This window comes from Caballeronia sp. LZ043, assembly GCF_031451075.1.
GTDB lineage: Bacteria > Pseudomonadota > Gammaproteobacteria > Burkholderiales > Burkholderiaceae > Caballeronia.
Genome location: NZ_JARUXT010000002.1, coordinates 1,243,081 through 1,269,536 on the forward strand (window position 1 = coordinate 1,243,081; position 26,456 = coordinate 1,269,536).

The 26,456-nt window shown below is 62.9% G+C and carries 22 protein-coding genes and 1 pseudogene; 18 read left to right on the top strand and 5 right to left on the bottom strand.

The window, feature by feature from the left end; all coding sequences use genetic code 11:
- Positions 1 to 12 precede the first annotated feature (12 nt).
- The 11 genes from QCE64_RS19265 to pepE all read left to right on the top strand — a co-directional run bounded on the left by QCE64_RS19265 (position 13) and on the right by pepE (position 10,813).
- Complete coding sequence (locus QCE64_RS19265; protein WP_309904147.1) at positions 13 to 885, top strand: branched-chain amino acid ABC transporter permease; 873 nt, start codon at positions 13 to 15, stop codon at positions 883 to 885.
- Complete coding sequence (locus QCE64_RS19270) at positions 886 to 1,785, top strand: branched-chain amino acid ABC transporter permease (RefSeq protein ID WP_309920632.1); 900 nt, start codon at positions 886 to 888, stop codon at positions 1,783 to 1,785.
- On the top strand, positions 1,778 to 2,530 hold the full coding sequence (locus QCE64_RS19275) for an ABC transporter ATP-binding protein (RefSeq protein ID WP_309920631.1): 753 nt from the start codon (positions 1,778 to 1,780) through the stop codon (positions 2,528 to 2,530). The genes QCE64_RS19270 and QCE64_RS19275 overlap by 8 nt, the downstream gene beginning before the upstream one ends.
- Positions 2,527 to 3,315: an ABC transporter ATP-binding protein gene (locus QCE64_RS19280; protein ID WP_310005567.1), complete on the top strand. Its 789-nt coding sequence runs from the start codon at positions 2,527 to 2,529 to the stop codon at positions 3,313 to 3,315. Before QCE64_RS19275 ends, QCE64_RS19280 begins: the two co-directional genes overlap by 4 nt.
- A gap of 3 nt (positions 3,316 to 3,318) precedes the next feature.
- Entirely contained in the window at positions 3,319 to 4,953 is a 1,635-nt protein-coding gene (locus tag QCE64_RS19285) for an AMP-binding protein (RefSeq protein ID WP_310005569.1), read from the top strand.
- A gap of 17 nt (positions 4,954 to 4,970) precedes the next feature.
- A complete protein-coding gene (locus QCE64_RS19290) occupies positions 4,971 to 5,615 on the top strand; it encodes a TetR/AcrR family transcriptional regulator (protein ID WP_310005571.1) in 645 nt (214 codons plus the stop codon).
- A complete protein-coding gene (locus tag QCE64_RS19295; RefSeq protein ID WP_309920621.1) occupies positions 5,612 to 6,367 on the top strand; it encodes an enoyl-CoA hydratase/isomerase family protein in 756 nt (251 codons plus the stop codon). The genes QCE64_RS19290 and QCE64_RS19295 overlap by 4 nt, the downstream gene beginning before the upstream one ends.
- 212 nt (positions 6,368 to 6,579) lie before the next feature.
- Positions 6,580 to 7,404 (top strand): IclR family transcriptional regulator C-terminal domain-containing protein, encoded by an 825-nt coding sequence (locus QCE64_RS19300; RefSeq protein ID WP_309920618.1) that lies wholly within the window; start codon positions 6,580 to 6,582, stop codon positions 7,402 to 7,404.
- 36 nt (positions 7,405 to 7,440) lie between these two features.
- Positions 7,441 to 9,060, top strand: a complete 1,620-nt coding sequence (locus QCE64_RS19305; RefSeq protein WP_310005574.1) for an OPT/YSL family transporter — start codon at positions 7,441 to 7,443, stop codon at positions 9,058 to 9,060.
- A 45-nt stretch (positions 9,061 to 9,105) separates the two neighbouring features.
- Complete coding sequence (locus QCE64_RS19310; RefSeq protein WP_310005576.1) at positions 9,106 to 10,044, top strand: DUF1177 domain-containing protein; 939 nt, start codon at positions 9,106 to 9,108, stop codon at positions 10,042 to 10,044.
- A gap of 52 nt (positions 10,045 to 10,096) precedes the next feature.
- A complete protein-coding gene (pepE, locus tag QCE64_RS19315; protein WP_309932019.1) occupies positions 10,097 to 10,813 on the top strand; it encodes a dipeptidase PepE in 717 nt (238 codons plus the stop codon).
- A gap of 756 nt (positions 10,814 to 11,569) precedes the next feature.
- On the opposite strand, the gene QCE64_RS19320 is transcribed toward pepE, so the two are convergent.
- The gene (locus QCE64_RS19320; RefSeq protein WP_250491089.1) at positions 11,570 to 12,496 is read right to left on the bottom strand and encodes a LysR substrate-binding domain-containing protein; all 927 of its coding nucleotides are present in this window, start codon (positions 12,494 to 12,496) and stop codon (positions 11,570 to 11,572) included.
- 109 nt (positions 12,497 to 12,605) lie between these two features.
- Between QCE64_RS19320 and QCE64_RS19325 the strand changes: the two genes are divergently transcribed.
- From QCE64_RS19325 to QCE64_RS19355, 7 genes and pseudogenes are all read left to right on the top strand, one after another.
- On the top strand, positions 12,606 to 13,700 hold the full coding sequence (locus QCE64_RS19325) for a tartrate dehydrogenase (protein ID WP_250491108.1): 1,095 nt from the start codon (positions 12,606 to 12,608) through the stop codon (positions 13,698 to 13,700).
- Between the two features lie 312 nt (positions 13,701 to 14,012).
- Positions 14,013 to 15,272: a glycerate kinase gene (locus QCE64_RS19330; RefSeq protein WP_309922849.1), complete on the top strand. Its 1,260-nt coding sequence runs from the start codon at positions 14,013 to 14,015 to the stop codon at positions 15,270 to 15,272.
- Position 15,273: 1 nt separating this feature from the next.
- Entirely contained in the window at positions 15,274 to 16,692 is a 1,419-nt protein-coding gene (gene pyk, locus QCE64_RS19335) for a pyruvate kinase (RefSeq protein WP_309932017.1), read from the top strand.
- A gap of 7 nt (positions 16,693 to 16,699) precedes the next feature.
- Positions 16,700 to 18,007: a phosphopyruvate hydratase gene (gene eno, locus QCE64_RS19340; RefSeq protein ID WP_309932015.1), complete on the top strand. Its 1,308-nt coding sequence runs from the start codon at positions 16,700 to 16,702 to the stop codon at positions 18,005 to 18,007.
- 85 nt (positions 18,008 to 18,092) lie between these two features.
- Positions 18,093 to 19,397, top strand: a complete 1,305-nt coding sequence (locus QCE64_RS19345; RefSeq protein ID WP_310005578.1) for an MFS transporter — start codon at positions 18,093 to 18,095, stop codon at positions 19,395 to 19,397.
- A 278-nt stretch (positions 19,398 to 19,675) separates the two neighbouring features.
- Positions 19,676 to 19,911: pseudogene (locus QCE64_RS19350) on the top strand (MFS transporter); the annotation flags it as partial.
- 416 nt (positions 19,912 to 20,327) lie between these two features.
- Positions 20,328 to 20,816 carry a cache domain-containing protein gene (locus tag QCE64_RS19355; RefSeq protein ID WP_309920596.1) on the top strand — a complete coding sequence of 163 codons (489 nt, stop codon included), beginning with the start codon at positions 20,328 to 20,330 and terminating at the stop codon, positions 20,814 to 20,816.
- Positions 20,817 to 21,208: 392 nt separating this feature from the next.
- Here QCE64_RS19355 and QCE64_RS19360 read toward each other — a convergent pair whose 3' ends face one another.
- From QCE64_RS19360 to QCE64_RS19375, 4 genes are read right to left on the bottom strand one after another with little or no spacing between them, the layout of a single operon-like run.
- Complete coding sequence (locus QCE64_RS19360) at positions 21,209 to 21,700, bottom strand: 2Fe-2S iron-sulfur cluster-binding protein (RefSeq protein WP_310005580.1); 492 nt, start codon at positions 21,698 to 21,700, stop codon at positions 21,209 to 21,211.
- Positions 21,688 to 22,617, bottom strand: a complete 930-nt coding sequence (locus QCE64_RS19365; protein WP_310005583.1) for an FAD binding domain-containing protein — start codon at positions 22,615 to 22,617, stop codon at positions 21,688 to 21,690. The genes QCE64_RS19360 and QCE64_RS19365 overlap by 13 nt, the downstream gene beginning before the upstream one ends.
- Complete coding sequence (locus tag QCE64_RS19370; protein WP_310005586.1) at positions 22,551 to 24,938, bottom strand: xanthine dehydrogenase family protein molybdopterin-binding subunit; 2,388 nt, start codon at positions 24,936 to 24,938, stop codon at positions 22,551 to 22,553. Before QCE64_RS19370 ends, QCE64_RS19365 begins: the two co-directional genes overlap by 67 nt.
- A gap of 32 nt (positions 24,939 to 24,970) precedes the next feature.
- The gene (locus QCE64_RS19375; RefSeq protein ID WP_404987399.1) at positions 24,971 to 26,308 is read right to left on the bottom strand and encodes an MFS transporter; all 1,338 of its coding nucleotides are present in this window, start codon (positions 26,306 to 26,308) and stop codon (positions 24,971 to 24,973) included.
- Between the last annotated feature and the right edge of the window lie 148 nt (positions 26,309 to 26,456).

The following is a 26,456-nucleotide window of genomic DNA, read 5'->3' on the forward strand; positions in this document are numbered from 1 at the left end:
AGGAACCGCCCGATGCTCGCGCAACAGATCGTCAACGGGCTGATGCTGGGCAGCGTGTACACGCTGATCGGCATTGGCTACACGCTGGTGTTCGGCGTGCTCAGGATGCTCAATCTCGCGCACGCCTATGTATTCATGGCCGCGCCGTTCATCGTGCTCGGCGCGGTCGAGGCGGGCGTGCCGCCGTTCGTCGCGCTCGCGCTGGGGCTGATCGGCGCCGCGCTGCTCGGGCTCGTGCTGTATCTGCTGGTGTTCCGGCCGATCCCGCGCGAGCACGCGCTCGGCGGCTTTGTCGCGAGCCTGTCGTTCGGCATCGTGCTGCAGGTGATCGCGGTGAATCGCTGGGGCGGGCTCTCGAAGCCGTTTCCCGCGAAGCTCGCGCTGCCCGACTGGTCCATCGGCAACGTCATCCTGTCGGGGATGCAACTCGCGAGTCTCGGCATCGCCGCCGTGCTGATGCTCGCGCTGCTCTACGTGATCCGCCGCACGCGCTTCGGCCGCAACATCCGCGCGATCGCGTTGAATCCCACGGCGGCGGCGCTGCTCGGCGTCGGCGTGCAGCGCGCGGTGATCCTCGTGTTCCTGCTGTCGTCGGGGCTGGCGGGTCTCGCGGGCCTGCTGGTCGCGATGCGCTTCGAATCGATCACGCCCTTCATGGGCGATACCTACGCGATCAAGGCGCTGGCGATCATCATCATCGGCGGCCTGGGCGACGTGCGCGGCGCGATGCTCGCGGGTCTGCTGCTCGGCGTCTGCGAAGTGCTGTTCGCCGCGTATGGCTCGCCGGGATGGTCGGAGGCGTTCATCTGGCTGTTCCTGATCGCCGTGTTCCTGATCAAGCCGTCCGGCATCTTCGGGGCGCGCGTCGAATCGAGGGAGATCTAATTGGACGTTCTTCTTTCCGAGCCGGTGCAGGCGCTGATCTCGATCAACGTGCTCCTCACGCTCAGCCTGCTTTTCCCGTTCGCGGCGGGCGTCTGGTCGCTCGGCCTGCCGGGCTTCATGGCGGTCGGCGCCTACACCGCGTCGTGGCTGACGGTGTCGCACGGGTGGCCCGTGGCCGCCGCCCTCCCGATGGGCGCGCTCGCCGGCGCGCTCGTCACGCTGCCCTTCGCGCTGCTCACGCTGCGCATCCGCGGCATCTATCTCGCCATCGCCACACTCGCGGCGGCCGAGCTGATCCAGTTGTTCTTCTCGCACTACGAGGCCACCGGCGGCGTGATGGGCCTCGCGGGCATCCCGTATCTCGGCGCCGTGCCGATCCTCGCGCTGGCCGTGGCCGCGGCGCTGGTGTCGGGGCTGCTGTTCGCGTCGCGCTTCGGCAAGGCGCTGGTCGCGGTCGGCTCGGACCCGACGGTGGCCGCGTGTCACGGTCTGAACGTGCCCGCGCTGCAATTCACCGCGCTGGCGCTGGGCGGCGCGCTCGCCGGCCTGGCGGGCGGCTGCTTCGCGCATTTCTACAGCTTCATCTCGCCGGCCAACTTCGGCTTCCTGCGCAGCACCGACGTGCTGATGTTCCTGATCGTCGGCGGGCTGACGCCGGCGGGCGCGGTGCTCGGCGCGGCCGTGCTGAGCGCGATCCCGCAGGTCGTGACCTCGCTGGAGAAATGGGCGCCCGCGCTGTATGGCGTGATCGTCATGCTGATGACCATCTACATGCCGCAAGGCCTGCTGCCGCGCCACCGGCTGGGCCGCTGGTTCAAGCCGCGCCGTAACGTGACGCCGCGCCGCGCCGCGAAACGCCTGCCCGTGCCCGTCACCGGACAAGGAGCCGACGATGCTTGAAGTCCAGGCCGTATCGAAGGCATTTCGCGGCATCCATGCGATCGAGGACGTGAGCTTCCGCATCGAGCCGAATTCGATCACCTCGCTGATCGGCCCGAACGGCGCCGGCAAGACGACGATGATCAACGTCATCACCGGCGTGCTCGCGCCGACACGCGGCGCGCTGCTGTTCGCCGGCCAGCCGATTGCCGGACGCCGGCCGCATCAGGTCGCGAGCCTCGGCATCCGGCGCACGTTCCAGACTGTGCGGCTGTTCGACAAGCTGACCGTGCGCGAGAACCTGACGGTCGGCGGCTACCGGCAGTTGTCGGGGCGGCGCTGGCTGCACCGCTTTCTGCCGATGAACCTCGGCGACGCCGCCGGCCGCCGCCGCGCCGACGAAGTCCTCGCGATGTTCGACCTCACCGCGCTCGCCGACGAGATCGCCACCGACCTGCCCTACGGCACGCAACGCCGCGTGGAGCTGGCGCGCGCCTTGATGGGCCGGCCGCGTTTCGCGCTGCTCGACGAACCGGCCGCCGGCATGAACGAAAAGGAAACGGCGCAGCTCGTGCGCGACGTGCGGCGCATCCGCGACGAAGGCGTGACGGTGCTGCTGGTCGAGCACGACATGTCGATGGTGATGAGCGTGTCCGACAAGGTCGTCGTGCTGAACTTCGGCCGGAAGATCGCCGAGGGCACGCCCGCCGAGGTGCAGCGCAATCCGGACGTGATCGCGTCCTATCTCGGGAGCGACGATGAATGAACATACGGGATACCGCCGTCGAGCGCACCCCGCCGTCCGTCGCGCCGGCGCTTCATGTGGAGAACCTGAGCGTGGGTTATGGCCGCTCGCTCGTGCTCGACCAGTTCAGCTGCAGCGTGAATCCGGGCGAGGTGCTGGCGGTCGTGGGACCGAACGGCGCGGGCAAGTCCACGCTGCTCAAGGCCATTTCCGGCTGCCTGCGGCCGCGTTCGGGCCGCGTGCGGTTCGGCGTGGACGAACTGACCGGGCTTTCGCCCGACCGCATTGCGCGCCTCGGCGTGCTGCACGTGCCGGAGACGCGCGACATCTTCGGCGGCATGACGGTGTTCGAGAACCTGCAAGTGGCCTTCGACAATCTCAACGAGCCGTCGAATTCACGGCATGCCTTCGACGAAGTGTTCGACCTGTTTCCGCTGCTCGCCACGCGCCGCGACGAAGCCGCCGGCAATCTCTCGGGCGGACAGCAGCAGATGCTGGCGATCGCCCGCGCGCTGCTCGGCCGGCCGCGTTTGCTGATGCTCGACGAGCCTTCTCTCGGGCTGGCGCGCATCGTGTTCCGCGAGATCTACGCGACGCTCGAACGGCTGCGCCGCACGGGCTTGAGCGTGCTGCTGGTGGAACAGAACGCATCGATGGCGGTGAAGTTCGCGGATTCGGCGATCGTGCTGGTGAACGGCGAGATCGCGCTGCGCGGCCGCCGCGATGAACTCATGCAGAACGAAGCGCTCGTGCAGCACTATCTGGGCGGCCGCCCCGACATCCACGCGACAGCAGGAGACGACTAGACCATGGACTGGACCACGTTCACGCTCGGCGAGGCGCTGGCGCGCCATGCGAGCGACCGCCCGGACGCGCTTGCCGTCATCGACGGTGCGGAACGCCTGAGCTACGCCGAGCTGCACCGCCGCGCCGACGCCATTGCGCACGGCCTGCGCGACCTCGGCATTGCACGCGGCGATCATGTCGCGGTGTGGCTCACGAACTGCGCGGAATGGATTGCGTGCTGGGTAGCGTGCGCGCGCATCGGCGCGGTCGTGGTGCCGATCAACACGCGCTTCAAGACCGACGAAGTGCGCTACATCCTGAAGCAGTCCGACGCCCGCGCGCTGGTGCTGATGGACCATTACTGGAACATCGACTTTCTCGGCATGGCGCGCGAGATCGTGCCGGGTCTGAGCGGCATGACGCCCGGCCGGCTGCATGACGAAGACCTGCCGATGCTGCACTCGCTGATCGTCTGGAAAGATGCCGAGGCGCCCGGCTGCTTCACGCTCGACCGGCTCGCGGCGCACGGCGCAGCGCTTCAGGCAGCGGGCGCGGCGCTGCCCGAAGTGCATCCGGAAGACCCCATCGTGATCGTCTATACGTCGGGCACGACGGGGCATCCGAAAGGCGCGATGCACTCGCACATCCTGCTGCGCAACGCCAACAATCAGGCGCGCTGCATGCGGATCGGCCAGGACGATATCCTGCTCGGCCACATGCCCTTCTATCACGTGGCCGGCTGCGTGGCGCAAGTGGCGCTGACGCTGGTGACGGGCAACGCCATCGTGCCGGTGCCGCACTGGGTCGCCGACGACGTGCTCGACCTCATCGAGCGCGAGCGCGTGACCATCTTCGGCGGCATCCCCACGCACTTCATCGACTGCCTCGATGCGCTGCGCACGAAGCCTCGCGACCTGCGCTCGCTGAAGTCCGCGTGGATCGGCGGCGCGCCGGTGACGCCCGAGATTGCGCTCGCCGCACGCAAGGCGCTGACGATCGAAGGATTGCAGTGCACCTATGGCATGACCGAGACCACCGCGTGCACCGCGCTCAGCGAGTGGGATGCGCCGCTGGAGGTCCTATGCGACAATAAAGGCAAGCCCATCGGCGACTTCGAACTATCCATCCGCGACCCGCAAGGCCGCGAAATGCCGGTGAATCGTGAAGGCGAACTCTGGGTGCGCGGCCATATCGTCATGCTCGGTTACTACCGCAATCCCCAGGCAACCGCCGAAGTCATGACGCCCGACGGCTGGTTCCGCACCGGCGACCTCGGCCTGTTCGACGAACAGGGTTACCTCAAGATCACGGGCCGGCTCAAGGAAATGTTCATCGTCGGCGGTTCGAACGCGTATCCGGCAGAGATCGAGCGCATGTTGCAGAGCCATCCGAAGGTCAAGCAGGTTGTCGTGGTCGGCGTGCCCGATCAGCGGCTCGGCGAAGTCGGCTTTGCGTTCGTGCAGTTGCACGAAGCGCTGGGCCATGACGAAGACGAGGCGCAGCAAGCGCTCATCGAGTATTGCCGCTCGCACATGGCTGACTACAAGGTGCCGCGCCGTATCTGTTTCGTCGATGAATTTCCGCGCACGCCTACCGGCAAGATCCAGCGCTTCCTGCTGGCCCGCGAGGCACGCGCGCCTGCCCAGGTTCAGTCCTAGCCGCATCATTACCTTCCATGCTGACATCGTCCGATACGCCACCCACCGGCTCGCAGAACATGCGCGAGCAATTGCGCAGCTTCAAGAAGGAACGCATTCTCGAAGTGGCGCGGCAGCTCTTTTTCGAGCGCGGCTTCAAGGGCACGAGCCTCGAAGCCATCGCCGACGCCATGGAAGTCACCAAGCCCTTCGTCTACGGGATCTACGACAAGAAGACCGACATCCTCTTCGACATCGTGCTGCGCAACATCACGCTCGCGCTGGACGCCGTGAACGAATCGCTGCATGGCGAAGGCAGCGCGAGCGGACGTCTGGCGCAGGTCGCGCGCAAGCTCACGCTGATCTGTATCGAACATCGGGAGTCGGTGACCATCTTCTTCCGCGAAGAGAGTTCGCTCGACCCCGAGCACCTGCAAGTGATGAACGAGCGCAAGGGCGCGTTCGACGACGCGCTGGCGTCGCTGCTCGACATCGGCGTGAAGAGCGGCGAATTCCAACTCGACGACACGCGCACCGCCACGCTGGCGATCGGCGGCATGCTGAGCTGGACCTATAGCTGGTATCGGCCGACGGGACGACTGAGCGTCGAGGAACTGACCGATCACATGGCCCGCTATGCCCTGCGCATCGCGGGCGCGCAACCGGAGCCGCCTGCACGATGAGCATCGAGGTCACGCGTCCAGAAGCCGGCATTGCACTCGTCACCATCGGCAACGAAGCGCGCCGCAATGCGCTCGCGCCGGACGACTTCATCGCGCTGGGCGAGACCTGGCCGCGCCTGGCCGATGACCCCGAAGTGCGCTGCGCGGTCGTCACCGGCCGCGGCACGCAGGCGTTCTGTTCCGGCGCGCAGCTGGGCGCGGACTTCTCGGGCATCGCCGAGGTGGACGACATGGTGTGCCGCGCGCTGCTGAAGACCGTGTTCTTCCCGAAGCCGCTGGTGGCGGCCGTCAACGGTCATTGTGTGGCGGGCGGCTTCGAACTGATGATGGCGAGCGATATCCGCATCGCCAGCGAAGACGCCCGGCTCGGCCTGCCGGAAGTGCACTGGGGCATCGTGCCTTCGGGGGGCGGCGCGATGAAGCTGATCGAACAGATCGGCCATGCGCGCGCGATGGAACTGCTGCTGACCGCCGAACTCATCTCCGCGGAGCAGGCGCGGGAATACGGCATCGTCAATCGCGTGGTGCCCGCTAATGCCGTGCTGGAGACCGCGCTCGCGCTGGCCCGGCGGATCGCGGGCAACAGCCCGATGGCCGTGCGCTTCACCAAGGAATCCGCGCAGCTGCGGCGCGCCTCCGACTGGCAGACGCTCGAAGCAGCGGAACGCCGTCGGGTTGCCGACATGCGGTCGAGCGCCGACGCGCGCATCGGCGTTGACGCGTTTCTCGCCAAACAGACGCCGGTGTATTGAACACCGGACGCTCTCCTCTCCGTTTCCGTAAAGCGACTCTGACGGCCCGTTTCCGGGTCTGAAAGAACGAACGTCGCAGTTTCTGAAAAGCAGGACCAATTCACACAAAACACTCTTGTGCCGCTTCTCGCCGCGCGTGTCCTTCGCTACGATAAATCAAGCGCTGGAACCCGGTTCCAAAATACGGAACCATAATAAGGAGAGCGAGCCACATGAGCATCCTGGACACAGCCACGACCGTCATGCGCTTCATGGCGCGGCATCAGCGGGAAGTCTGGATGATCGACCTCGTCGATCACCTCGACATGCCGAAGAGTTCGGCATCGCGCGTGCTCAAGCAGATGACCGACTGCGGTCTGCTCGAACGCGACAAGCATTCGCTGGCCTACCGGCCGTCCATGCTGCTGCTCGAACTGAGCCATCTCGTGCGCTCGGCGAGTCCGCTCATCGTCATGTGCGCGCAGGCACTCGAAACGCTCAGCGCACGCTATGGCCACACCGGCTACATCTCGGTGCTGGAAGGCAATGACGTCGTGGTATTGCGCGTGCAGCCCGGCTCGCTGGCCTTCCGCGCAACGACGCATCCGGGTCATCGTTCGGCATCGTGGGCGACGTCCACGGGCCGCGCGCTGCTGGCCCGGGAATCCGACCACGCCATCCGCGCGCGTTTTGCGGCCGGACTGCGGCCCGGCAACACGCCGCCCGCTGCCGGCCTTGCCAACATCCGCGCCGCGGTGGACGACGCGTACGCCCCGGCGCACGGCCCCGCCACGCTCGACGCGTTACTCGAGGAGATCGCCGTGACCCGCACGCGTGGCTATGCGCTCGCGGAGAACGAAGCGCTGTACGGCGTGTGCTCCCTGGGCTGCGCGGTCGCGGATCCATCGAGCGGCGAATGCCTCGCGTTCTGCCTGAGCTTTCCGGCGGGAACACGGGACTACGCCGCGCTCGCTGAACTCGGCCAGGCGCTGCTCGAACAGGCGCGCACCATCGGCCGATCGCTCGGCGATCCGTTCTGGGTCGACGCCGAAAGATAAACGCACCTCCACGCGCACCGCAAACACGAACACGTCATGCATGGATCCCAATTACCCGAACACCGTCCGCCCGGCACAACGGCATCCTTCATCCAGACCGCGCCCTGCGCGTCGCAAAGGCATCCCTCGGCGCTAAACCCGTCCACGCTGCTGTTGCTCGCGGTGCTGGGCGTGATCGGCGCGATCATCGGGATCGAGTTGCTGGTGCGGGTGGGCGTGACGCCGAATACGTCCATCGTCGGCGCGCTGGCCGCGATGATCTGCGCGCGCGTGCCCCTGCGCTGGTTTCGCGCGTATCGCTCGGTGCATGTGCAGAATCTCGCGCAGAGCGCCATCTCCGCCGCCACGTTCGGGGCGGCCAACAGCCTGCTGCTGCCCATTGCCATTCCGTTCCTGTTCGGCCGGGAAGATCTCATCGTGCCGATGTTCGCGGGTGTCGCCCTCGGCATGCTGCTCGACGGGTACATGCTGTACCGGCTCTTCAACACCAGCGTGTTTCCCGCGTCCGGCGCGTGGCCGCATGGCGTCGCGGCGGCGGAAGCCATCAAGGCCGGCGACCAGGGCGGCAGGCAGGCGCGTCTGCTCGGCGCCGGCATCGTGATGGGGCTGACCGGCTCTTGGCTCGGCATTCCGATGTCCGCGTTCGGCACGGCGTTCATCGGCAATGTGTGGGCGCTCGGCATGCTGGGCATCGGTCTCCTGCTTCGCGGCTATGCGACGCCGCTGTTTCACTTCGACATCAGCAAGGCCCTCATTCCGCACGGCATGATGATCGGCGCGGGGCTCGTCGCGCTGATCCAGGTCGGCGTGCTCGTGCTGCGCGACCGAAATCCTCCGGCCCGCGCGACGCGCACACCGGCGATTGCGAGTTCGCTGCGCTTCGGCGGGATCGCCTACCTCGTGCTCGCGGCGCTCGTCGCGCTATTGAGCGGACTGTGGGGCGAGATGTCGCCGGGCATGCTGGCGGCGTTCGTGCTGTATGCGGCAGCGGCCGCGTTTGCGCATGAACTGATCGTCGGCATCGCGGCCATGCACTCGGGCTGGTTCCCGGCCTTCGCCGTGGCGCTCATCACGCTGTTGATCGGCATGCTGATCGGTTTTCCGGCGGTGTCGCTGGTGATGTTGTGCGGGTTTTCCGCCGCGACCGGGCCGGCCTTCGCCGATATGGGCTACGACCTGAAGGCAGGCTTCATCCTGCGCGGCCACGGCCAGGATCCGGCGTTCGAACTCGCCGGGCGACGCCAGCAATTGATCGCCGCGATGCTCGCGTTCGTCATCGCGATCCCGGTCGTGCTGCTCGCGTATCGCGGACTCTTTGCGAAAGGGCTGATTCCGCCTGTGGCGCGCGTGTATGTCTCGACCATTCAGGCGGGCGTCGCGCCCGGCATCCTCCATGCGCTGCTCGTGTGGGCGGTGGCCGGTGCGGCGCTCCAGTGGGCCGGCGGACCGAAGCGCCAGCTTGGCGTGCTGTTCGCGACAGGCCTGCTGATCGCGAGTCCATTCGCGGGCTGGGCGTTGATGGTGGGGATCGGCATGCGCCTCGTGATCGGACGCCTCAGACCCGGCGCGAAGAGCCGCATGGAAGTGTTCGCGGCGGGCGTGATCGCGGCGGACGCGCTGACCGGTTTCTGCGGCTCGCTCATCAAGTCGCGCTGATTCATTCAGCTTTTTGGTTGCATTGCCGACACGGAGAAATCCTCTATGAGCCTCGCGCAGACCCTGCAAGTTTTTGAAGCCTTCGACAGCCGTTACGCTAGCGGCCAGACCGTGATTGACATGCTCGCGCCGTTCGCAGATGTCGGCGTGAGTGTGGAGGTGCTCGAACTGAGCAGCCCGAAAGGCACGACCGCCTTCGTGCGGATCGGCATTCCCGGCGAGCGCGGCAAGCATAGCGGCGGCCTGGCGAAGACGCTTGGCGTCGTCGGGCGACTGGGCGGGATTGGGGCGCGGCCGTCGCGCATCGGCATGGTGTCGGACGCTGATGGCGCCATCGCGACTGTCGCTACCGCGCTCAAGCTCGCGCAGATGCGCCGCAACGGCGACCCGCTACCGGGCGACGTCGTGCTGACGACGCATGTCTGCCCGACCGCGCCCACACGGCCGCACGATCCGGTCGAATTCATGGACACTCCCGTGGAAACCGATCGCCTTCTGGCGCATGAAGTCCGGGGCGAAATGGACGCCGTGCTGTCGCTCGATACGACCAAGGGCAACCGCGTCATCAATCACAGCGGCTATGCCCTCTCGCCGACGGTGAAGGAAGGCTATATCCTGCGTGTCTCGGAAGACCTGCTGCGCATCATGGAGACGACGACCGGGAAACCCGCCGTTACCTTTCCCGTGACGACGCAGGACATCACGCCCTACGATAACGGCGTGCATCATATAAACAGCATCATGCAGCCATCGACTGCGACAAGTGCGCCGGTTGTCGGCGTCGCGCTCACGACGCAAGTTGCCGTGCCCGGCTGTGGTACGGGAGCGAGCCACGAAACGGATATTGCGCTGGCGGTGAAGTTCGCGGTCGAGGTTGCCAAGGAGTTCGGGAAAGGCACGTGTTCGTTCTACGATGAAGTGGACTATGCGCGTCTGCTTGAACTTTATGGGTCGCTCGTGCATCTCACGGGGCGGCGCGGGTGATGGCTCTTTCATGCGCTGATTGCGCGACTTGTTCCGGATCCGGAGACTTTTGATGAACGCGCTTTTGCTGAGTAATTCCAGAAGTCCCGATGGCGCTTATCTCGTTCATGCGCTGGACGCGATTCGCGCACTTACGCCGAGCCAGGCGCAGACCACGACGCAGGCTCTGTTTGTGCCGTTCGCCGGGGTGACGATGAGTTGGGACGAGTACACGGACACCGTCGCCGCCGCGCTGGCGCCGGCCAACATTGCGTTGCGTTCGGTGCATGGTTTTGCAAGCGATGCTGACGCGCAGGCGGCTGTCGCTCAGGCGGAAATGATTGTGGTGGGCGGTGGGAATACGTTCCAGCTGCTCGCGCAATGCCGCGCGCGTGGGTTGCTTCGGGCGATCCGTGAGGCGGTGCAAGGCGGCACGCGCTATCTCGGCTGGAGCGCCGGCGCGAACCTCGCATGTCCCACTATCTGCACGACCAATGACATGCCTATTGTCGATCCTCGTGGCCTCGATGCGCTCGGGCTGATTGGTTTTCAGATCAACCCGCATTACACCAACGCGTTGCCGCAAGGACATCAGGGAGAGACGCGCGATCAACGTATAGAAGAGTTTCTTGTGGCTAATCGGGAAGCGAAAGTGCTTGGGTTGCCGGAAGGGGATTGGCTCGAGGTGACGTCTGCTGCTATCACCTTGCGCGGTCCGCATGATGCAAGGTTTTTCTCGCATGGGGCAGCGCCGATTGTGATGGCGCCTGGGGCGAATTTGGCTGGCTGAAGGCGGTGGCTCGCGCGGGTTGTTTTGCCCTGGATGTGCGGCATTAATTACCCAAAGCTGGACGTAATCTCCAGTTGCTAGCATGGCGCCTCTTCCACTCAATAAACCCTTAACCCATGAAGAAAGCAGTCATCGCCGTACTCGCCTCCGGCTTCGCATTCCTGTCCGTCGCCCCCGCCTTCGCAGCCCCGCCCCATCATCATGTCGTGTGCCATAAGGTACGCGTGCATCATCATTGGGAGCGGCGCTGTCATTGAGCCCTGGTTGATTTGTTGGGGAAGCGCCTGGGGGTTCGGGCGCTGGTTGGTTGCGGTTGGGGCGGAGCCCAGGATTATGTGATGGTCGTGCTTTGGGTTTCGAGTTTTGCCCCGGCGGTCAGCTCTGAATCGCCGGATCAACTCTCACTGAATCATCTCGACTTTTTGCACGATTCACAGCGCTTCGCCTGGATTTGCCAGGTGGAGGTCGCGAGAGGGTTGGCTTTTGAGTCCTCTCGGCCGTTCGACGGTCGGTGCGTTGGTGCCTTTTGACCGCGTGCGACGGTTATTAGCTCGCAGCCCGTCGGGGCGTTATTCGGCCATTGCGGACGCTCGACGAGGCGGCTCTGAACGTCCGCAACATTGCGGCTTGCCGACGGCGGCGGCGCCGCAGCGGCATGGTCACGTGCAGGATCCGCGAGCCTACACTTTCGACCCGTTGCAGACGGTCATAGGCTCGCCGAGAAGGTCCGCTTTCAATACCGTGCTGCCGATGCCGTTACCCGGGTTCGTGCGCTTCGTCACGAAGATCCTGCGCAATAAAATCGACAAACGCGCGGATTCGATTTGACATCTGATGTCGTTGCGAATACACGGCGAATATATCGGCGTTCGGCGTATCGTGATCGGGTAGCACGACGACCAAAGAACCGTCAGCCAGATAATGTTTGATGTCCCACTCGGCCCGCATCAGGATGCCGTGTCCTTCAAGAGCCCACTTTACGGCGATCTCTCCATCGTTCGTTGTCAGCGTGCCATTGATACGCACAGCCTCGGTTTTGCGCGACGACCCCCTTCCCGAAATCAGACGCCACACGCCATAGGCTTCGTCGCCCTGACGGATGCCAATGCAGTTGTGTCGCGTCAGGTCGTGCGCGGTCACCGGCATCCCCCGTGATGCGATGTACGAAGGTGCGGCACACAGCAAGCGCCGGTTCGCCGCAAGACGGCGCGCGACCACGCGCGTATCGGGCGGCTCGCCGAAGCGGATGCAGACGTCAAATGCATCGTCTGTCAGCGGCGGAGGCGTGACGGACAGTTGAAGTTGCACCGACACCTGCGGATATGTCGCGACGAAGCGCGAAATCGCGGGCGCTACATGACTGCGCCCAAAACCGAGCGTCGCGTTCACCCGCAGAAGTCCCTTTGGACTTTTCTTCGCGGTACCCAGCAGTTCGGCCAGTTCGTCAATCTCGTCGAGGATTCGACGTGCGTGCTCAAGGTACAACTCGCCCTCTGGCGTGAGCATCATCCGGCGTGTCGTGCGGTTGATGAGGGCAACGCCCGCACGACTCTCCATCTGGGTTAAATGCTTGCTGACGGCCGCTGGCGTCAGGCCAAGTTCCCGTGCCGCCGCGCTCAGACTGCCTGACGCGGCGAGGGTCGAGAAGAAACTCAAATCGGATGGCTGGACGGTGTCGAGCATGGCCTCCACTTATGAATCCAAGTTAAAGATACTTTGAGTCTAGCACCGGTTTTCGTGTCTGGAGATGGGTAAAGTTCATTCACACCCACAACACCTGAAGGACGGAGACATGAAGACCTATCGCATCGCAACCATCCCCGGCGACGGCATCGGCAAGGAAGTCGTGCCCGCAGGCGCACAGGTGCTCCAGGCACTCGCAAAGACGACGAAGTCGTTCGCATTTGAGTTCGAAAACTTCGACTGGGGCGGCGACTACTACCGCCAGCATGGCGTCATGATGCCCGACGACGGCCTCGACTCGATCCGCGACAAGGACGCGATCCTGTTCGGCTCGGCCGGTGACCCGGACATTCCGGACCACATTACGTTGTGGGGTCTGCGTCTCAAGATCTGCCAGGGCCTCGATCAATATGCCAACGTCCGTCCGACCCGCATCCTGCCGGGCATCGACGGGCCGCTCAAGCGCTGCAAACCGGAAGACCTGAACTGGGTCATCGTCCGCGAAAATTCGGAAGGCGAATATTCCGGCGTAGGCGGCCGCGTCCATCAGGGACATCCAATTGAAGCGGCAACCGATGTGTCGATCCTGACCCGCGCTGGCGTCGAGCGCATCATGCGTTTCGCATTCCGTCTCGCGCAATCGCGACCACGAAAACTGTTGACCGTCATCACGAAGAGCAACGCGCAACGGCACGCAATGGTGATGTGGGACGAGATCGCACTCGAAATCTCGAAGGAATTTCCGGACGTCACATGGGACAAGGAACTGGTGGACGCATCGACGGCCCGCATGATCAACCGCCCCGCGACACTCGACACGATCGTCGCTACCAACCTGCATGCCGACATTCTCAGTGACCTCGCCGCTGCACTCGCCGGCAGCCTCGGCATCGCGCCGACTGGCAATATCGATCCGGAGCGACGCTATCCGTCCATGTTTGAGCCGATCCATGGCTCGGCGTTTGACATCATGGGTAAGGGGCTGGCAAATCCGGTCGGCACCTTCTGGTCCGTCGTCATGTTGCTCGAGCACCTTGGCGAAGGCGACGCTGCCAAGCGCGTGATGCAGGCAGTCGAGGCGGTCACCGCCGACACGTCCTTGCATACGCGTGATCTCGGCGGCACAGCCACGACGGCGCAAGTGACGGCCGCTGTTTGTTCGCTGATCGAGAAAGCTGCCGTCCCTGGCGCCAACGCCGCGTAAGCACGAACACATCCGCGTACTGGCGAACCCCGCGCCGCGAGCCCACCCGCCGGTGGGCTCGGTCGAAAAGCGGGGACTAAACACCTGACATAAAGACATCGCCGCAGCGCTGCGCGGTCGGCTGAACTCGTCCTTACGCGACAAATACAACGCAGGAGACAAGATGTTCACCCCCCTCAATCTCGCACCATTCATCTCTGTTCTGGCTTGTGCGACGAGACGAGAACAGACATGAAAACGGCCGCCCACTTAAAGTCGTCGGCGGACATCGACACGCGCAACGAACTGGATATCGATCGTCTGCTGCAAGACATGTTCGGGGCCGCTATCTCCACTGCACAACCGGCACTACGCGTGCCCGACTTCCTTCCGACACCGCCTCGCGGGCGAACCATTGTCATTGGCGCAGGCAAAGCGTCCGCAGCCATGGCAAAAGCTGTCGAAGATCACTGGACAGGTCAAATCGAGGGCCTTGTCGTCACACGTTACGGATATGCCGTTGCGTGCGAGCGAATCGAAATTGTCGAAGCGGCTCATCCGGTTCCCGATGAGAATGGGCTGAAAGCTGCGGGGCGAATGTTGCAGCTTGTCTCGGGACTGACAGCCGACGACCTCGTTCTCTGTCTCATCTCAGGAGGTGGATCTTCGCTGTTGCCGCTACCGGCTGAAGGCCTGACGCTGCAGGATAAGCAGGAAATCAATCAGGCCTTGCTATCCAGCGGCGCGACCATCTCCGAAATGAACTGCGTCCGCAGACACCTCTCGGCAATCAAGGGTGGTCGGCTTGCTGCGGCCTGCTACCCGGCCCGCGTCGTCAACCTGATCATCTCCGACGTGCCCGCCGACACCGCAAGCGATATCGCATCGGGGCCCACCGTGCCGGATACGACGACTTGCGCGGATGCGTTAGCAGTGCTGCGACGCTACGAAATTTGTGCGTCGCCCGCCGTCATCGATCTACTGGAAAGCAATCGCACAGAAACACTGAAGCCGGATGACCCGCGCTTGCTCACCGTCGAAACTCATTTGATTGCTACGCCTCAACTCGCTCTCGAAGCGGCAGCAACGCGGTCACGCGCGGCAGGAATTCAAGCGTACATCCTCGGTGACGCAATCGAGGGCGAAGCCCGTGACGTAGGAGCTGTGATGGCCGGCATCGCGAAGCAGGTTAGCCGACGCGGCCAGCCCTTCGTAACGCCCTGCATCCTGCTGTCCGGCGGTGAAACCACGGTCACCATCCGCGGCACCGGCCGCGGCGGTCGCAACGTTGAATTCCTGCTCTCGCTTGCGGTCGCGCTGAATGGTGAACCTGGTGTTTTTGCTATTGCGGGTGATACGGACGGCGTTGACGGCCAGGAGGAAATCGCTGGTGCATTGCTCAGGCCCGACACCCTGGCGCGCGCCCGGGATCGCGGCATCCGGCCAACCGAGCGGCTCGAAGACAACGACGCTCACGGCTTTTTTCAGGCGCTTGGCGACTCGGTCATCACCGGGCCGACGCTGACCAACGTCAACGATTTTCGTGCCATTTTCATTGCCGCTCAGCACGGTGATCTTTCAGGGAGTAGATAAGATGCGCCGCAATCGAAATGCAAAAATTGTTGCCACACTGGGTCCGGCCAGCACTAGCCGCGAAACCATTGAAGCGTTGTTCAAAGCGGGAGCGGATGTCTTCCGGCTGAACTTCAGCCACGGAACTCACGAGGATCATCAACGTCGTCTCGAAGTCATCCGGTCTGTCGAGCAAGACGCAGGTCGGCCCATCGGCGCGCTTCTTGACCTTCAAGGTCCGAAGCTGCGGATCGGCACGTTCGTCGACGGCCCCATCAAGCTTGAGAAAGGCGCAACGTTTCGACTTGATCTCGACGCAAAGACTCCCGGTGACATCAATCGCGTCGCCTTACCGCATCCGGAAATCTTCGCGGCGCTCAAGGCGCAAACGAATCTTTTACTTGACGACGGACGCGTGCAACTCCGGGTCGAGCGTTGCGGTCCGGACTTCGCCGAAACCTCGGTTGTCGTCGGGGGCGCGCTCTCCGAGCGCAAAGGTGTCAATGTTCCTGACGTGGTGCTTCCGCTCTCCGCGATGACGGACAAGGACCGTCGCGATCTGGAGTTCGGCCTCACGCTGGGCATCGACTGGTTGGCGCTTTCCTTTGTTCAACGCGTCGAAGACATCATCGAGGTCCGAAAAATTGTCGGTGACCGCATAGGCATCGTCGCGAAGCTGGAAAAGCCTGCGGCGATCGGAAGCCTTGATGCGATCGTCGCGGAAACAGACGCCGTGATGGTCGCCCGCGGCGACCTGGGTGTAGAAATGCCGGCCGAGCAGGTGCCGGCAATCCAGAAGCGCATCGTGCGTGCCTGTCGCAAAGCCGGCAAGCCAGTCATCGTGGCGACGCAGATGCTCGAGTCGATGGTTACAGCCCCTGTTCCTACGCGAGCGGAGGCCTCTGACGTCGCGACGGCCATCTACGACGGCGCCGACGCAGTGATGCTATCTGCCGAATCGGCCAGCGGCAAATATCCCGTCGAAGCCGTACGGATGATGGATCTCATCATCGCCCAGACAGAAGCCGATCCGTACTACCGCGAGGTGATCGCGGCCTCGCATGCGGCACCTCATGCAAATACCGCGGATGCAATCGGGTATGCGATGCGCCATGTCACAGGTCTGCTTCACGCGGTCGCGACGGTCGCCTACACGAGTTCCGGATATTCGGCGCTGAGGATGGCGCGTGAACGACCGTGTAGGCCAATTATCGGCATGACCCCACGACAAGCTACGGCCCGTCGCCTGGCTCTTGGGTGGGGTGTCCACCCCGTCCTTTGTGACGAAGTCATCGACGTACTCGAAGTCAGCGACCTAGCGTGCGACACCGTCCGCGAAGAAGGGTTTGGAGAAACAGGACAGACCGTCGTGATTTCTGCGGGAGTGCCTTTTGGGACACCCGGCACAACCAATCTTCTGCGTATCGCGCAAATCCAGTGAGGACGATATGACACGCATTCAAGACGTCAAGGGCTTCGAGCTGCTCGATTCCCGAGGCAATCCGACCGTCGCGGCGCGGGTGACACTCGACGATGGATCGAAAGGGTTTGCGGTGGCGCCGTCCGGCGCATCGACCGGCGCGCGCGAAGCGCTGGAACTACGCGATGGCGACAAGTCGCGATACGGCGGCAAGGGTGTGCGGCGTGCGGTAAGCCACGTCGATGGCGAGCTGCGCCAAGCGTTGCTCGGGCTGGATGCCGCCGATCAGCCGGGCATCGACCGCCGCATGATCGATCTCGACGGAACGCCGACAAAGGCTCGTCTCGGCGCCAACGCGATCCTCGCGGTCTCGCTGGCATCGGCGAAGGCGGCTGCGGCATCGGCGGGCCTGCCGCTGTACCGCCACGTCGCGACGATGCCGAGCGCCCGCCTGCCCTTGCCGATGATGAACATCATCAACGGCGGCGCGCACGCAGACAACAACGTCGACCTGCAGGAATTCATGATCCTGCCGCTCGGCGCGCCGAGCTTCTCGGAAGCGTTGCGCTGGGGCGTCGAGGTGTTTCATGCATTGAAGGGCGTGCTGAAAGGCCGGGAGCTCTCCACATCGGTCGGCGACGAAGGCGGGTTCGCGCCCGATCTGTCGTCGAATGAGGCCGCGCTCGACACGATCATGCTCGCGATCGAGACCGCCGGGTTCGCTCCCGGCAAGGACATTGGCCTCGGACTGGATACCGCGAGTTCAGAGTTCTTCCATGACGGCAAGTACGTGCTGACGTCGGAGAACCGCAGCTTCGATTCGCAAGCCTTCGTGGACTACCTCGCGAAGATCGCCGATGGCTACCCGATCGTGTCGATCGAGGACGGCATGTCGGAAGGCGACTGGGAAGGCTGGAAGCTCCTGACCGATCGTCTCGGCGGCCGCGTGCAACTCGTCGGCGACGATTTGTTCGTGACCAACACGGAGATCCTGAAAGAGGGGATCGAAAGGAAGGTGGCGAACTCGATCCTGATCAAGCCCAATCAGATCGGCACGCTGACCGAGACGCTCGCTGCCATCGCGATGGCGGATCGCGCGGGTTACTCGTCGGTGATCTCACACCGCTCGGGTGAGACCGAGGACACGACGATCGCCGACCTCAGCATCTGCACCGCTGCAACCCAGATTAAGACCGGCTCGCTCTGTCGCTCCGACCGCGTGGCGAAGTACAACCGTTTGTTATTGATCGAGGCGGAAGTCGGTGCTGAGGCTTTTTATTCCGGGTCTCAGGCGCTTGCGTCAGTTCGAAAGGCGTACCACGCAAGAGCGGTCTAAAAGACCAGGTTGCAGAGCGAATCCAAACTTGAGGCCGCATAAGACGGCTGTTTATCAATCAGATATCTGAAGTCGGAGACATATCATGGATCAGGATCTCGAAAAGCGTACCTTGCGCAAAGTCACTTGGCGTATCGTGCCTTTCATTATGCTGTTGTACTTTATCGCCTATATCGACCGGGTCAACATCGGCTTTGCGTCCCTAACGATGAGGACGGATTTGGGGTTCACTGCCTCGATCCTCGGTTTGGGTGCTGGGATCTTTTTCTGGGGCTACTTCTTGTTTGAAGTGCCTTCGAACATTGCTCTGCACAAAGTGGGCGCCCGTTTGTGGATTGCTCGGGTCATGCTCACGTGGGGCATCATTTCCGCGTGCATGGCCTTCGTGAAAGGGCCCACAAGCTTTTACATTGTTCGTTTCCTTTTGGGCGCAGCCGAGGCAGGCTTCTTTCCGGGCATCATCCTGTACCTCAGCTATTGGTTCCCGGCACGTCATCGCGCAGGGGTGGTCGCTTTTTTCATGGCCGCGGCTCCGATCTCTACCGCCCTCGGGTCACCACTCTCTGCCGCATTGCTCGAAATGCACGGTGTCATGGGTTTGCACGGCTGGCAGTGGATGTTCATTCTGGAAGCAATACCGGCGGTGATTTTGGGTATCTTCGTCTTCTTCTACATGACGGACAGGCCCGAAAAGGCGAAATGGCTTAAGGACGATGAGCGCGCCTGGCTGGTCGGTGTAATGAACGACGAAAATGCAAGGAGAAGCTCAAGCGGCGCAAAGCACGGAATTATCAGTGGCCTGGCCAATCCTCGTGTACTCGCATTGTCCCTGATCTACTTCGGTACCTCCGCGGGCTTGTACACGCTTGGGATCTGGGCGCCACAGATCATCAAGCAACTGGGGGTTTCGTCGATGACGGTCGGTTTGCTCAATGCGATTCCTCCCACTGTATCCGTGGTAGCAATGGTCTTATGGTCGCGCCATTCTGACCGTACCAACGAACGCACTTGGCACGTGGTGATTGCATGTGTGGCGGCGGCAATCGGGCTTTCGGTTGCGGCGGTTTCCAGCAGTGTTGTCGGTCTGATTGCCTCCCTGACGTTGGTCAATATCGGAATCAGTTGCGCCAAGCCTCCTTTGTGGACCATGCCGACCATGTTTCTGTCCGGTGCTGCGGCCGCCACGGGTATCGCCACGATCAATTCAATCGGCAATCTCGGCGGATTTGCCGGCCCTGTGATAATTGGGTGGGTCAAGGACCAAACGGGTAGCTATGCCGGCGGGCTCTATTTCGTTGCCGGTCTCCTCGTGTTGTCCGCTGTGATGACGCTGCTGCTAGCTCGCTCGCAGAAGTCGCCAGTCACGCCTGGTAGTGCGGCGGTGCATTGAATTTCCAAATGCAGGCCCTTAAGCTCAATCCGTTGTCGTCGCAGTCCGAGCTGATCGGACATGCGACGGCAACGAGCTCCCGGCGACATTGAACATCCGGGCGAGGGTCGACTACGCGGGCAGCGTGTACGGTCAAAGTTTTCGATAGTCACAGCATCAACGGTTTAAGGCGACGGTCCGCGACGACGTCTGCCGATCCGCCGGCGCAACAGTGGCGCCGAACGCACCGGGTCGCCCGGCAGGTTCCGCTGAAAAGGAAGTATCGCCACGTTTCGGGTGTGTTTGTTTCGGATGCCGGAGCGGCTGCGGGCATTGCAATGATCAACTCGGTTGGCAATCTCGGCGGCTTCGTCGGCCCTTTGTGATCGGTTGGCTGAAGAAAGTGACCGGAGGTTAGTCGGACGGGCTGCATGTTGTGGCTGCGACGTTGGCGGTATCTGCCATCGTGACGTTGATGCTGCGTCGGCGAGCACAGCAAACATACGCACCGGTTGGCGAGCGGCACGGTCACTAAACGTACTCATCGTCAGGCATCGACGCGGTCGGCATATGGATTCAATCTGGCGTTGGCCGGCCGCCGGAGTCTCATTGATGTCGCAAAGGTGGCTTACTGAGGACTTCATCGAAAGCGGTCGTTCGGTGCCACGCCTCCGACCGTCCCTTCCCTGGCCGAGAGCGTAAGCTCGATGAACCTTCTACAGAGCTGTCGTTTGGGCTGCCCGTGTCAGAATTTCGATGGCGAGTCGGAACGCGAATAAACGGCCGGCTACCGACATTCGCGAACGTCCGTTATCGAGTCGCCTATACCATGCGGCAAAACTATCCTGGGCGAGCTACGCTTCATGGACTAGTCTTTTGCATGCGAGCAGGTGCTTCTGTTCCACACGCTCCTTTGGTGCAGCGCTGAAATCAATGGTTGGAGATCGTGCAATGAACGGCAAATCCATCTTCACCGGCATCTTGTTACTGGCTGGATCCTTCTGCCCCGTGTCACCTGCATTTTCTCAGTCGTCTCCTCCGACGTCCGACACAGCAGCTCAAACCAAAGCGCTGGTCGAGAAGGCCGCCGCGTTGATAGACAGCAGAGGCAAGGCCGCGTTTTCCGAGTTCAGGATCAAAGGCAGTGAGTGGTTCCATGGCGACACCTATCTGTTTGCTTACGATTTGAACGCAAATGTACTGCTGAATCCGGCTTTCCCTGCACGGGAAGGGACCAACGTTCGCGGCCAAACAGATACCAACGGCAAGCTCTTTCATGACGCGATGATCCAGACGGCTGAAACAACGGGATCGGGCTGGGTCGACTATATGTTCCTGAGACCGGGGCAGACTGAGTCATCGCATAAATGGACCTACGTGAAGGCAGTCAAGATTGACGGAGTTCCAGGCTTGGTGGGGTCGGGCTTCTATGCGCAGTAAGTTCGGGCCGGCGGCGTTCGCGTGGTCATCTCCTGCAACTTTCCGACAAGCGGCCGTTTAGCCGCCTTACCGCATGATCATCCTCATGCGGGCTTGTCTTCGCTGATGCGCGTCACATCGACAGTTGAATGTGCTTTCGGTGCGCGAATTTCACAGCTAGAACTTCCGCTCCAGGCCGTCAAGCCTCGTTCGCCGTTCCCGGAAGCCGACGTTTGATTGCGCCGCATCGCGAACGACAGCTACGTGGCGAACTGCAGCCGCACGAAGGATGAACGGGAAGGTCGCCAAAGGCCGACAAGCACCCATTGAATATCGGCGACATATGAAGAAGTCTGGTCGTCCGAACAATAACCGCATGGCTCAGACAAGCGGCAGAACCTAGCCGGCATTTCTCACCCAGCCCCCGCCAATCCCCCCCGCGAACCCTTCCCCCACGCCGCCCTATAAACCGCATCGACAATACTTTCATACCCCGTACACCGACACAAATTCCCACTAATCCCACGTCGTATTTCCTCGTGGCTAGGCAAAGGATTCCGCCTAAGCAACTCCGCCGCCGCGACGAGCATGCCGCTCGTACAGAACCCACACTGAAACCCATTCTCTGCAATAAAAGCCTCCTGCAGCCGTTCGATTCGGTCCAGACCTTCAATCGTCCGTACATCGTGATCCGATATCGCCGCCGCAAGGACAAGACAGGACTTCCTCACTTCGCCATCGAGCAAAACGGTGCATGCGCCGCAATCACCCGTAAGGCATCCGACACGCGTGCCCTTCGCATCCAAGACGTCACGTATCAGTTCAACAAGCAGCATTCGTGAATCCGCGCACACCGAGCGCGGCTCGCCATTGAGCGTCAACCGTACCTCGATCATCTTTTCCATATCTTCGTTTCCGTGAGCAGATCGCGCAGATGCCGTTTAACGACGCCCGGCACGATAGTGCGGCGATACTCCGCATCAGCGAGTTCATCGCTCCAGCCTTCGCCAATAAGATTCAACACGCTCGCTGCCGCCTGTTCGATAAACACCTCAGGCACAAACGCCTCCAAATCGATCACGAAGCTCACAAAAGCCGGCCGACAACCCGCACCACCGACCGCGAGCCGCACGCTGACTTCTTCACCGCGATGCAGCGAGCAAGCGACCGTGACGATAGGCCAGGAACTCGCACTTGCCTTGTACTTCTGGTAGCGGCACGCCACCCTCGTCGTATCTCGCGGCAGGAGAATGTTCATCAGAAATTCGTCTTCACGTCGCCCGGTGCGAAAGGCGTCGACAAAAAAGTCCCGTGCGCTAACGCGACGCATGCCTGTCGAAGACCGCAATTCAAACAGTGCCTCCATCGCAGCAAGACAGCCCGGCGCGTCAGACGAAGGATTGGCAAAGCTTGCCGCTCCACCTAATGTGCCCTGATTGAGGATTGAAGCGCCGCCGGTTATCTGCGCGGCCATCGCGGCAAGAAGCGGCGCATGCCGACTGATCAACGGCGAAGCAAGCAACCGTGCATAGGTCGCCATGGCGCCAATACGCAGATAACCATCATCCAGCACCACTTCATCCAGGCCAAGCGAAGCCAGACTGATCAGATGCGCGGGTCGCACGAGATTCGCCGACATCGACGGCACCAGCATCGTGCCACCACCGAGCACAGCCGCTTGCTCACGATACGCGTTCATCAAAGCTGCGGCTTCGTCGAGATCGCGAGGCCGGTGAAATTCGAACCGATGACCAATCACGCCCGCGACTCCCGCAATGCCGCCGTCACGCGGGCGGGCGTCGCCGGCACGTGCTGCAAGCACGCGTCATCGCCCAAGGCATCCGCGACGGCATTGCTGACGGCCGCAAGCGCGCCGCCCAGCCCCGATTCGCCCGCGCCCTTCATGCCCAGCGGATGAAAAGGATTCAGCGTGACCCGATGTCCGACGCGAATCGGCGGCAGATCGTTCGCTCGCGGCAACAGATAGCTTTTGAACCGATCCGTGATCATGCGATGCTGGCTGTCGAACTTGATCTGTTCCCACAACGCAACCCCGATGCCCATCACGATCGCCCCTCTCAACTGCCCCTCGACCAGCGCCGGATTGATCATTGCACCGCAATCGTGCACCACGGCGTAATCCAGCAGCTTGCTGTTGCCGGTCGCCATGTCGAGTTCCAGCGCCACGGCATGGACCGAGTACGAGAAGGTCGGATAAGTAGCGATACGGCCCTGTGCATCGGGTTCCACACGCACGTTCTTCGGCGCGAAACTGCACGTCACTTCGAGTGGCAGTGTCACACCGGCCGCCACCGTGAACGGTCGCAGATGAGCGCCCAGCGCCAGTTCGGCGACAGAGATCCTCTTGCCCTCCGCCTCGCGCCACGCATGGCCGTCGCGCAGCACGATCTCCTGCGCCGCTCCGCCCAGCATGTTGGCCGCGCATTGCGCAAGCCGGCCGCGCAGTTCCTGCGCAGCGAGATAGGCTGCCGTGCCGCCGTACATGAGCGCACGGCTGCTTGCGTTGCCGGTGCCCAGCGGCGTGACGTCGGTGTCGCCCTCGATGACGCTCACCTGTTCGGCTCGCAACCCCAGTTCGCCCGCGACCATCTGCGCGATGCCCGTGTCACTGCCGCTTCCGGGCGAAGTCACGCCCGTCAATACCTGGACATCGCCCGAGGGCATGATGCGCACCGTCGAGGTCTCGTAACCGTTGGGGAAGTTGCCGGGACGGGCGCCGCCTTCCGGCGTGAGCTCAAACGCAATGCCGACGCCAATACGCCATTCCGAAGCACGCGCAGCCTCCGCGCGCTGTCTCCATCCGGGGAAATCGAACATCGTCTGCAACTGCGCGAGACCGCCTGGATAATCGCCGCTGTCCACGTTCAGCCCGGACGGCAGCAGACGCGGCAAGGCTTCGCGCGCAACCAGATTGCGTCGCCGCAACTCGAGCGGATCGATGCCGGTCTGACGCGCCAGCAGATCAATGGCCCGCTCCAGCACGAGATTGCCGATCTCCTTGCCGTAACCGCGAATGGCTTGCCAGGGCGGCTGATTGGTGATCGCGAGCGAGCACTCGATGTCGCAATGCTCGATCGTATAGACCGTCGGAAACACAGCCGGCGTCACGAGCGCCATCGCCCAGCTATGACCGGCGCCCATGATCCCCACGTCCACCAGAATCCGGTCGCGCCAGCCTGTCAGCCTGCCCTCTTCATCGGCGGCAATCTCGAAGCTGTGATGCTGCGAACGCGAGCCGGCAAGCAGCGTTTCACGCCGCTCCTCGACCCACGCTACCGGCCGCCGCGTAAGACGGCTGAACAGCGCGACCAGTACTTCTTCGGGATGCCCCGCCATCTTCAGGCCGAACGTGCCGCCGATGCGCGGCGCAATCACGCGTACCTGAGACTCCTTCACGCGCAACGCGCTGGCCAGCAGCCATCGGCTCGTATGGGGATTCTGGAACGTGCCCGTCAACGCATAGCGCTCGGCGCGGGCATCCCATTGGGCGATGTAGCACAAGGTTTCCATCGGCGCGCTGGTCGATGATCCGATCGTCATTTCGCCACGCGCTATATGCGCTGCCCGCGCAAACGCGGCATCGGCGTCACCGGAGCGGATGCGATCGCGCACCAGCAGATTGGTGTCCCAGCCGGGCTGGACAATCGGCGCATCATCACGCAACGCATCGAGCGCGTTCGTGGTCGGCACGCGCACTTCATACTCGATGCGGATCTTCGCGAGCGCCGCCTGTGCATCATGCACCGTGGTCGCGACGAGCGCCGCCACCGGCTGGCCAAAATAAGTCGCATGGCCAAGCGCAAGACAGCGACTCTGCAAGGGACCGCGCGCGCCTTTCGCGGGGAGGTCCATCGCGGGTGGCATCGCATCGCTCATGCGGGCCGCCTCCTCGCCGGTCAATCCTGCCACGACGCCTGGCATGGCGAGGGCTTCGGACAGGTCGATGGAAACGATCGTGGCGCACGCATGAGCGCTGCGCAGTATGGCGAGATGCAGCGCCCCTGCCGGAATGAGATCGGCGCTGTAGTCCACGCGTCCCGATACGAAACGCATGCCGTCGAGACGCGCCACGCTTTCCCCGAGCAAGCTTCCCGGCGATGCATCCTTGAAGTGATGTTCCATGTCTGTCACATGCCCTGCCGCAGATTGATCTGTCATTCGTGGATGCGGCGCGTACCGCGCATCGCAAGCATCCCGCATGCTCCGAGCGCAAGCAAGGTCGTCATCAAATAGAGGCCGCTGTTCAACGAGCCACTCAGCGTCTTGAGCCAGCCCATTGCGAAGGGGCTCGCAAATCCGCCGAGCAGGCCGAGACTGTTGACGAACGCGATCGCCGCCGCAGCAGCGGCCGATCCCGCAAAGTAATCCGACGCCAGCGACCAGAGCAAGGGAATGGTCACGAACACGGTCGTCGATGCAATCGTCAGCAACACGATGGTCGTAGTCAGATCATGCGCCAGAAGCGGCAGCAGCGAAAGCGCGATTGCACCGGCGAACGCCGCGAGCGCACCATGCCAGCGACGCTCCAGTTTCCGGTCCGAATGACGGCAGATCAGCACCATGCCGACGGCTGCGATGCCATACGGAATCGCCGATAGCCAGCCAATGCGCTCCACGCTCGTCACGCCTGCGCTCTTCAGCACTGTCGGCAGCCAGAAGCTCAACGCATAGGTGCCGCAAATGAAGGTGAAGTAGGCGAAGCTCATGAGATACACCTTGGGGTCGCCGATCACCTGCCGCAACTTCCCGGCATGTTCAGCGCCCGTTTCCTGGCCGTCGACGCGCAACGCGCGGCGCAAGGTGTCGCGCTCGGGTTCGGTCAGCCATCTGGCGCGCCCGATGTCATCCGAGAGCGTGAACCATGTAACGGCGCCGAGCAGCACGGCCGGCGCCGCTTCGACAATGTACAGCCACTGCCAGCCCGCGAGCCCCGCGACGCCGCCGAGATGCGACATCGCCCAACCCGACACCGGCCCGCCGATCATTCCGGCAATCGGAAAGCCTGTCATGAAGAGCCCGAGAATCTGCCCGCGACGGTGACGCGGAAACCACTGGCTCAGGTAGTAGACCACGCCCGGAAAGAAACCCGCCTCGAACACGCCGAGCAGGAAGCGCAGAAGATAGAACGCGGTCGGACTCGAGACGGTCGCCATCGCGCAGCCGGTGATGCCCCACAGGACCATGATGCGCGTGATGGTCTTGCGCGCGCCAATGCGTTGCAGCAGGAGGTTGCTCGGCACCTCGAACAGGAAGTAGCCGATGAAGAAGATCCCGGCGCCCAGTCCGTACACCGCATCACTGAAGCCCAGCGCATCCTGCATCTGCAGTTTGGCAAAGCCGACATTGATCCGGTCGAGATAGGCAACCACGTAACACACGATCAGCAGCGGCACGAGCCGTAACGCCACCTTGAGATAGAGCGCGTGATCCGCGTCGCCCGGGACCCTCGTTTCTGCAGGCATGTCTGCATGTAAAGCGGCTTTTCTCGACATGATGGCCCTCTCAGTAAAGATGGACCAAACGGGATGCAAACGACGGATAGCGATTCATCAACTGTCTCCTGGTCCTGCCGGCGCTCGATGTCGGCGGCGTGTGCTCTTGTCGGGGCGCGCCCGAAGGCGCCGGATCGTCCTGATCGAA

Coding starts and splice junctions, on each gene's coding strand:
- QCE64_RS19310 (WP_310005576.1), top strand. CDS start 9,106: ATGAGCCTCGCGCAGACCCTGCAAGTTTTTGAAGCCTTCGACAGCCGT.
- QCE64_RS19305 (WP_310005574.1), top strand. CDS start 7,441: ATGCATGGATCCCAATTACCCGAACACCGTCCGCCCGGCACAACGGCA.
- QCE64_RS19355 (WP_309920596.1), top strand. CDS start 20,328: ATGAACGGCAAATCCATCTTCACCGGCATCTTGTTACTGGCTGGATCC.
- QCE64_RS19325 (WP_250491108.1), top strand. CDS start 12,606: ATGAAGACCTATCGCATCGCAACCATCCCCGGCGACGGCATCGGCAAG.
- QCE64_RS19265 (WP_309904147.1), top strand. CDS start 13: ATGCTCGCGCAACAGATCGTCAACGGGCTGATGCTGGGCAGCGTGTAC.
- QCE64_RS19300 (WP_309920618.1), top strand. CDS start 6,580: ATGAGCATCCTGGACACAGCCACGACCGTCATGCGCTTCATGGCGCGG.
- QCE64_RS19370 (WP_310005586.1), bottom strand. CDS start 24,938: ATGGAACATCACTTCAAGGATGCATCGCCGGGAAGCTTGCTCGGGGAA.
- QCE64_RS19280 (WP_310005567.1), top strand. CDS start 2,527: ATGAACATACGGGATACCGCCGTCGAGCGCACCCCGCCGTCCGTCGCG.
- QCE64_RS19275 (WP_309920631.1), top strand. CDS start 1,778: ATGCTTGAAGTCCAGGCCGTATCGAAGGCATTTCGCGGCATCCATGCG.
- QCE64_RS19320 (WP_250491089.1), bottom strand. CDS start 12,496: ATGCTCGACACCGTCCAGCCATCCGATTTGAGTTTCTTCTCGACCCTC.
- pepE (WP_309932019.1), top strand. CDS start 10,097: ATGAACGCGCTTTTGCTGAGTAATTCCAGAAGTCCCGATGGCGCTTAT.
- QCE64_RS19290 (WP_310005571.1), top strand. CDS start 4,971: ATGCTGACATCGTCCGATACGCCACCCACCGGCTCGCAGAACATGCGC.
- QCE64_RS19285 (WP_310005569.1), top strand. CDS start 3,319: ATGGACTGGACCACGTTCACGCTCGGCGAGGCGCTGGCGCGCCATGCG.
- QCE64_RS19375 (WP_404987399.1), bottom strand. CDS start 26,308: ATGTCGAGAAAAGCCGCTTTACATGCAGACATGCCTGCAGAAACGAGG.
- QCE64_RS19360 (WP_310005580.1), bottom strand. CDS start 21,700: ATGGAAAAGATGATCGAGGTACGGTTGACGCTCAATGGCGAGCCGCGC.
- eno (WP_309932015.1), top strand. CDS start 16,700: ATGACACGCATTCAAGACGTCAAGGGCTTCGAGCTGCTCGATTCCCGA.
- QCE64_RS19295 (WP_309920621.1), top strand. CDS start 5,612: ATGAGCATCGAGGTCACGCGTCCAGAAGCCGGCATTGCACTCGTCACC.
- QCE64_RS19330 (WP_309922849.1), top strand. CDS start 14,013: ATGTTCGGGGCCGCTATCTCCACTGCACAACCGGCACTACGCGTGCCC.
- QCE64_RS19345 (WP_310005578.1), top strand. CDS start 18,093: ATGGATCAGGATCTCGAAAAGCGTACCTTGCGCAAAGTCACTTGGCGT.
- pyk (WP_309932017.1), top strand. CDS start 15,274: ATGCGCCGCAATCGAAATGCAAAAATTGTTGCCACACTGGGTCCGGCC.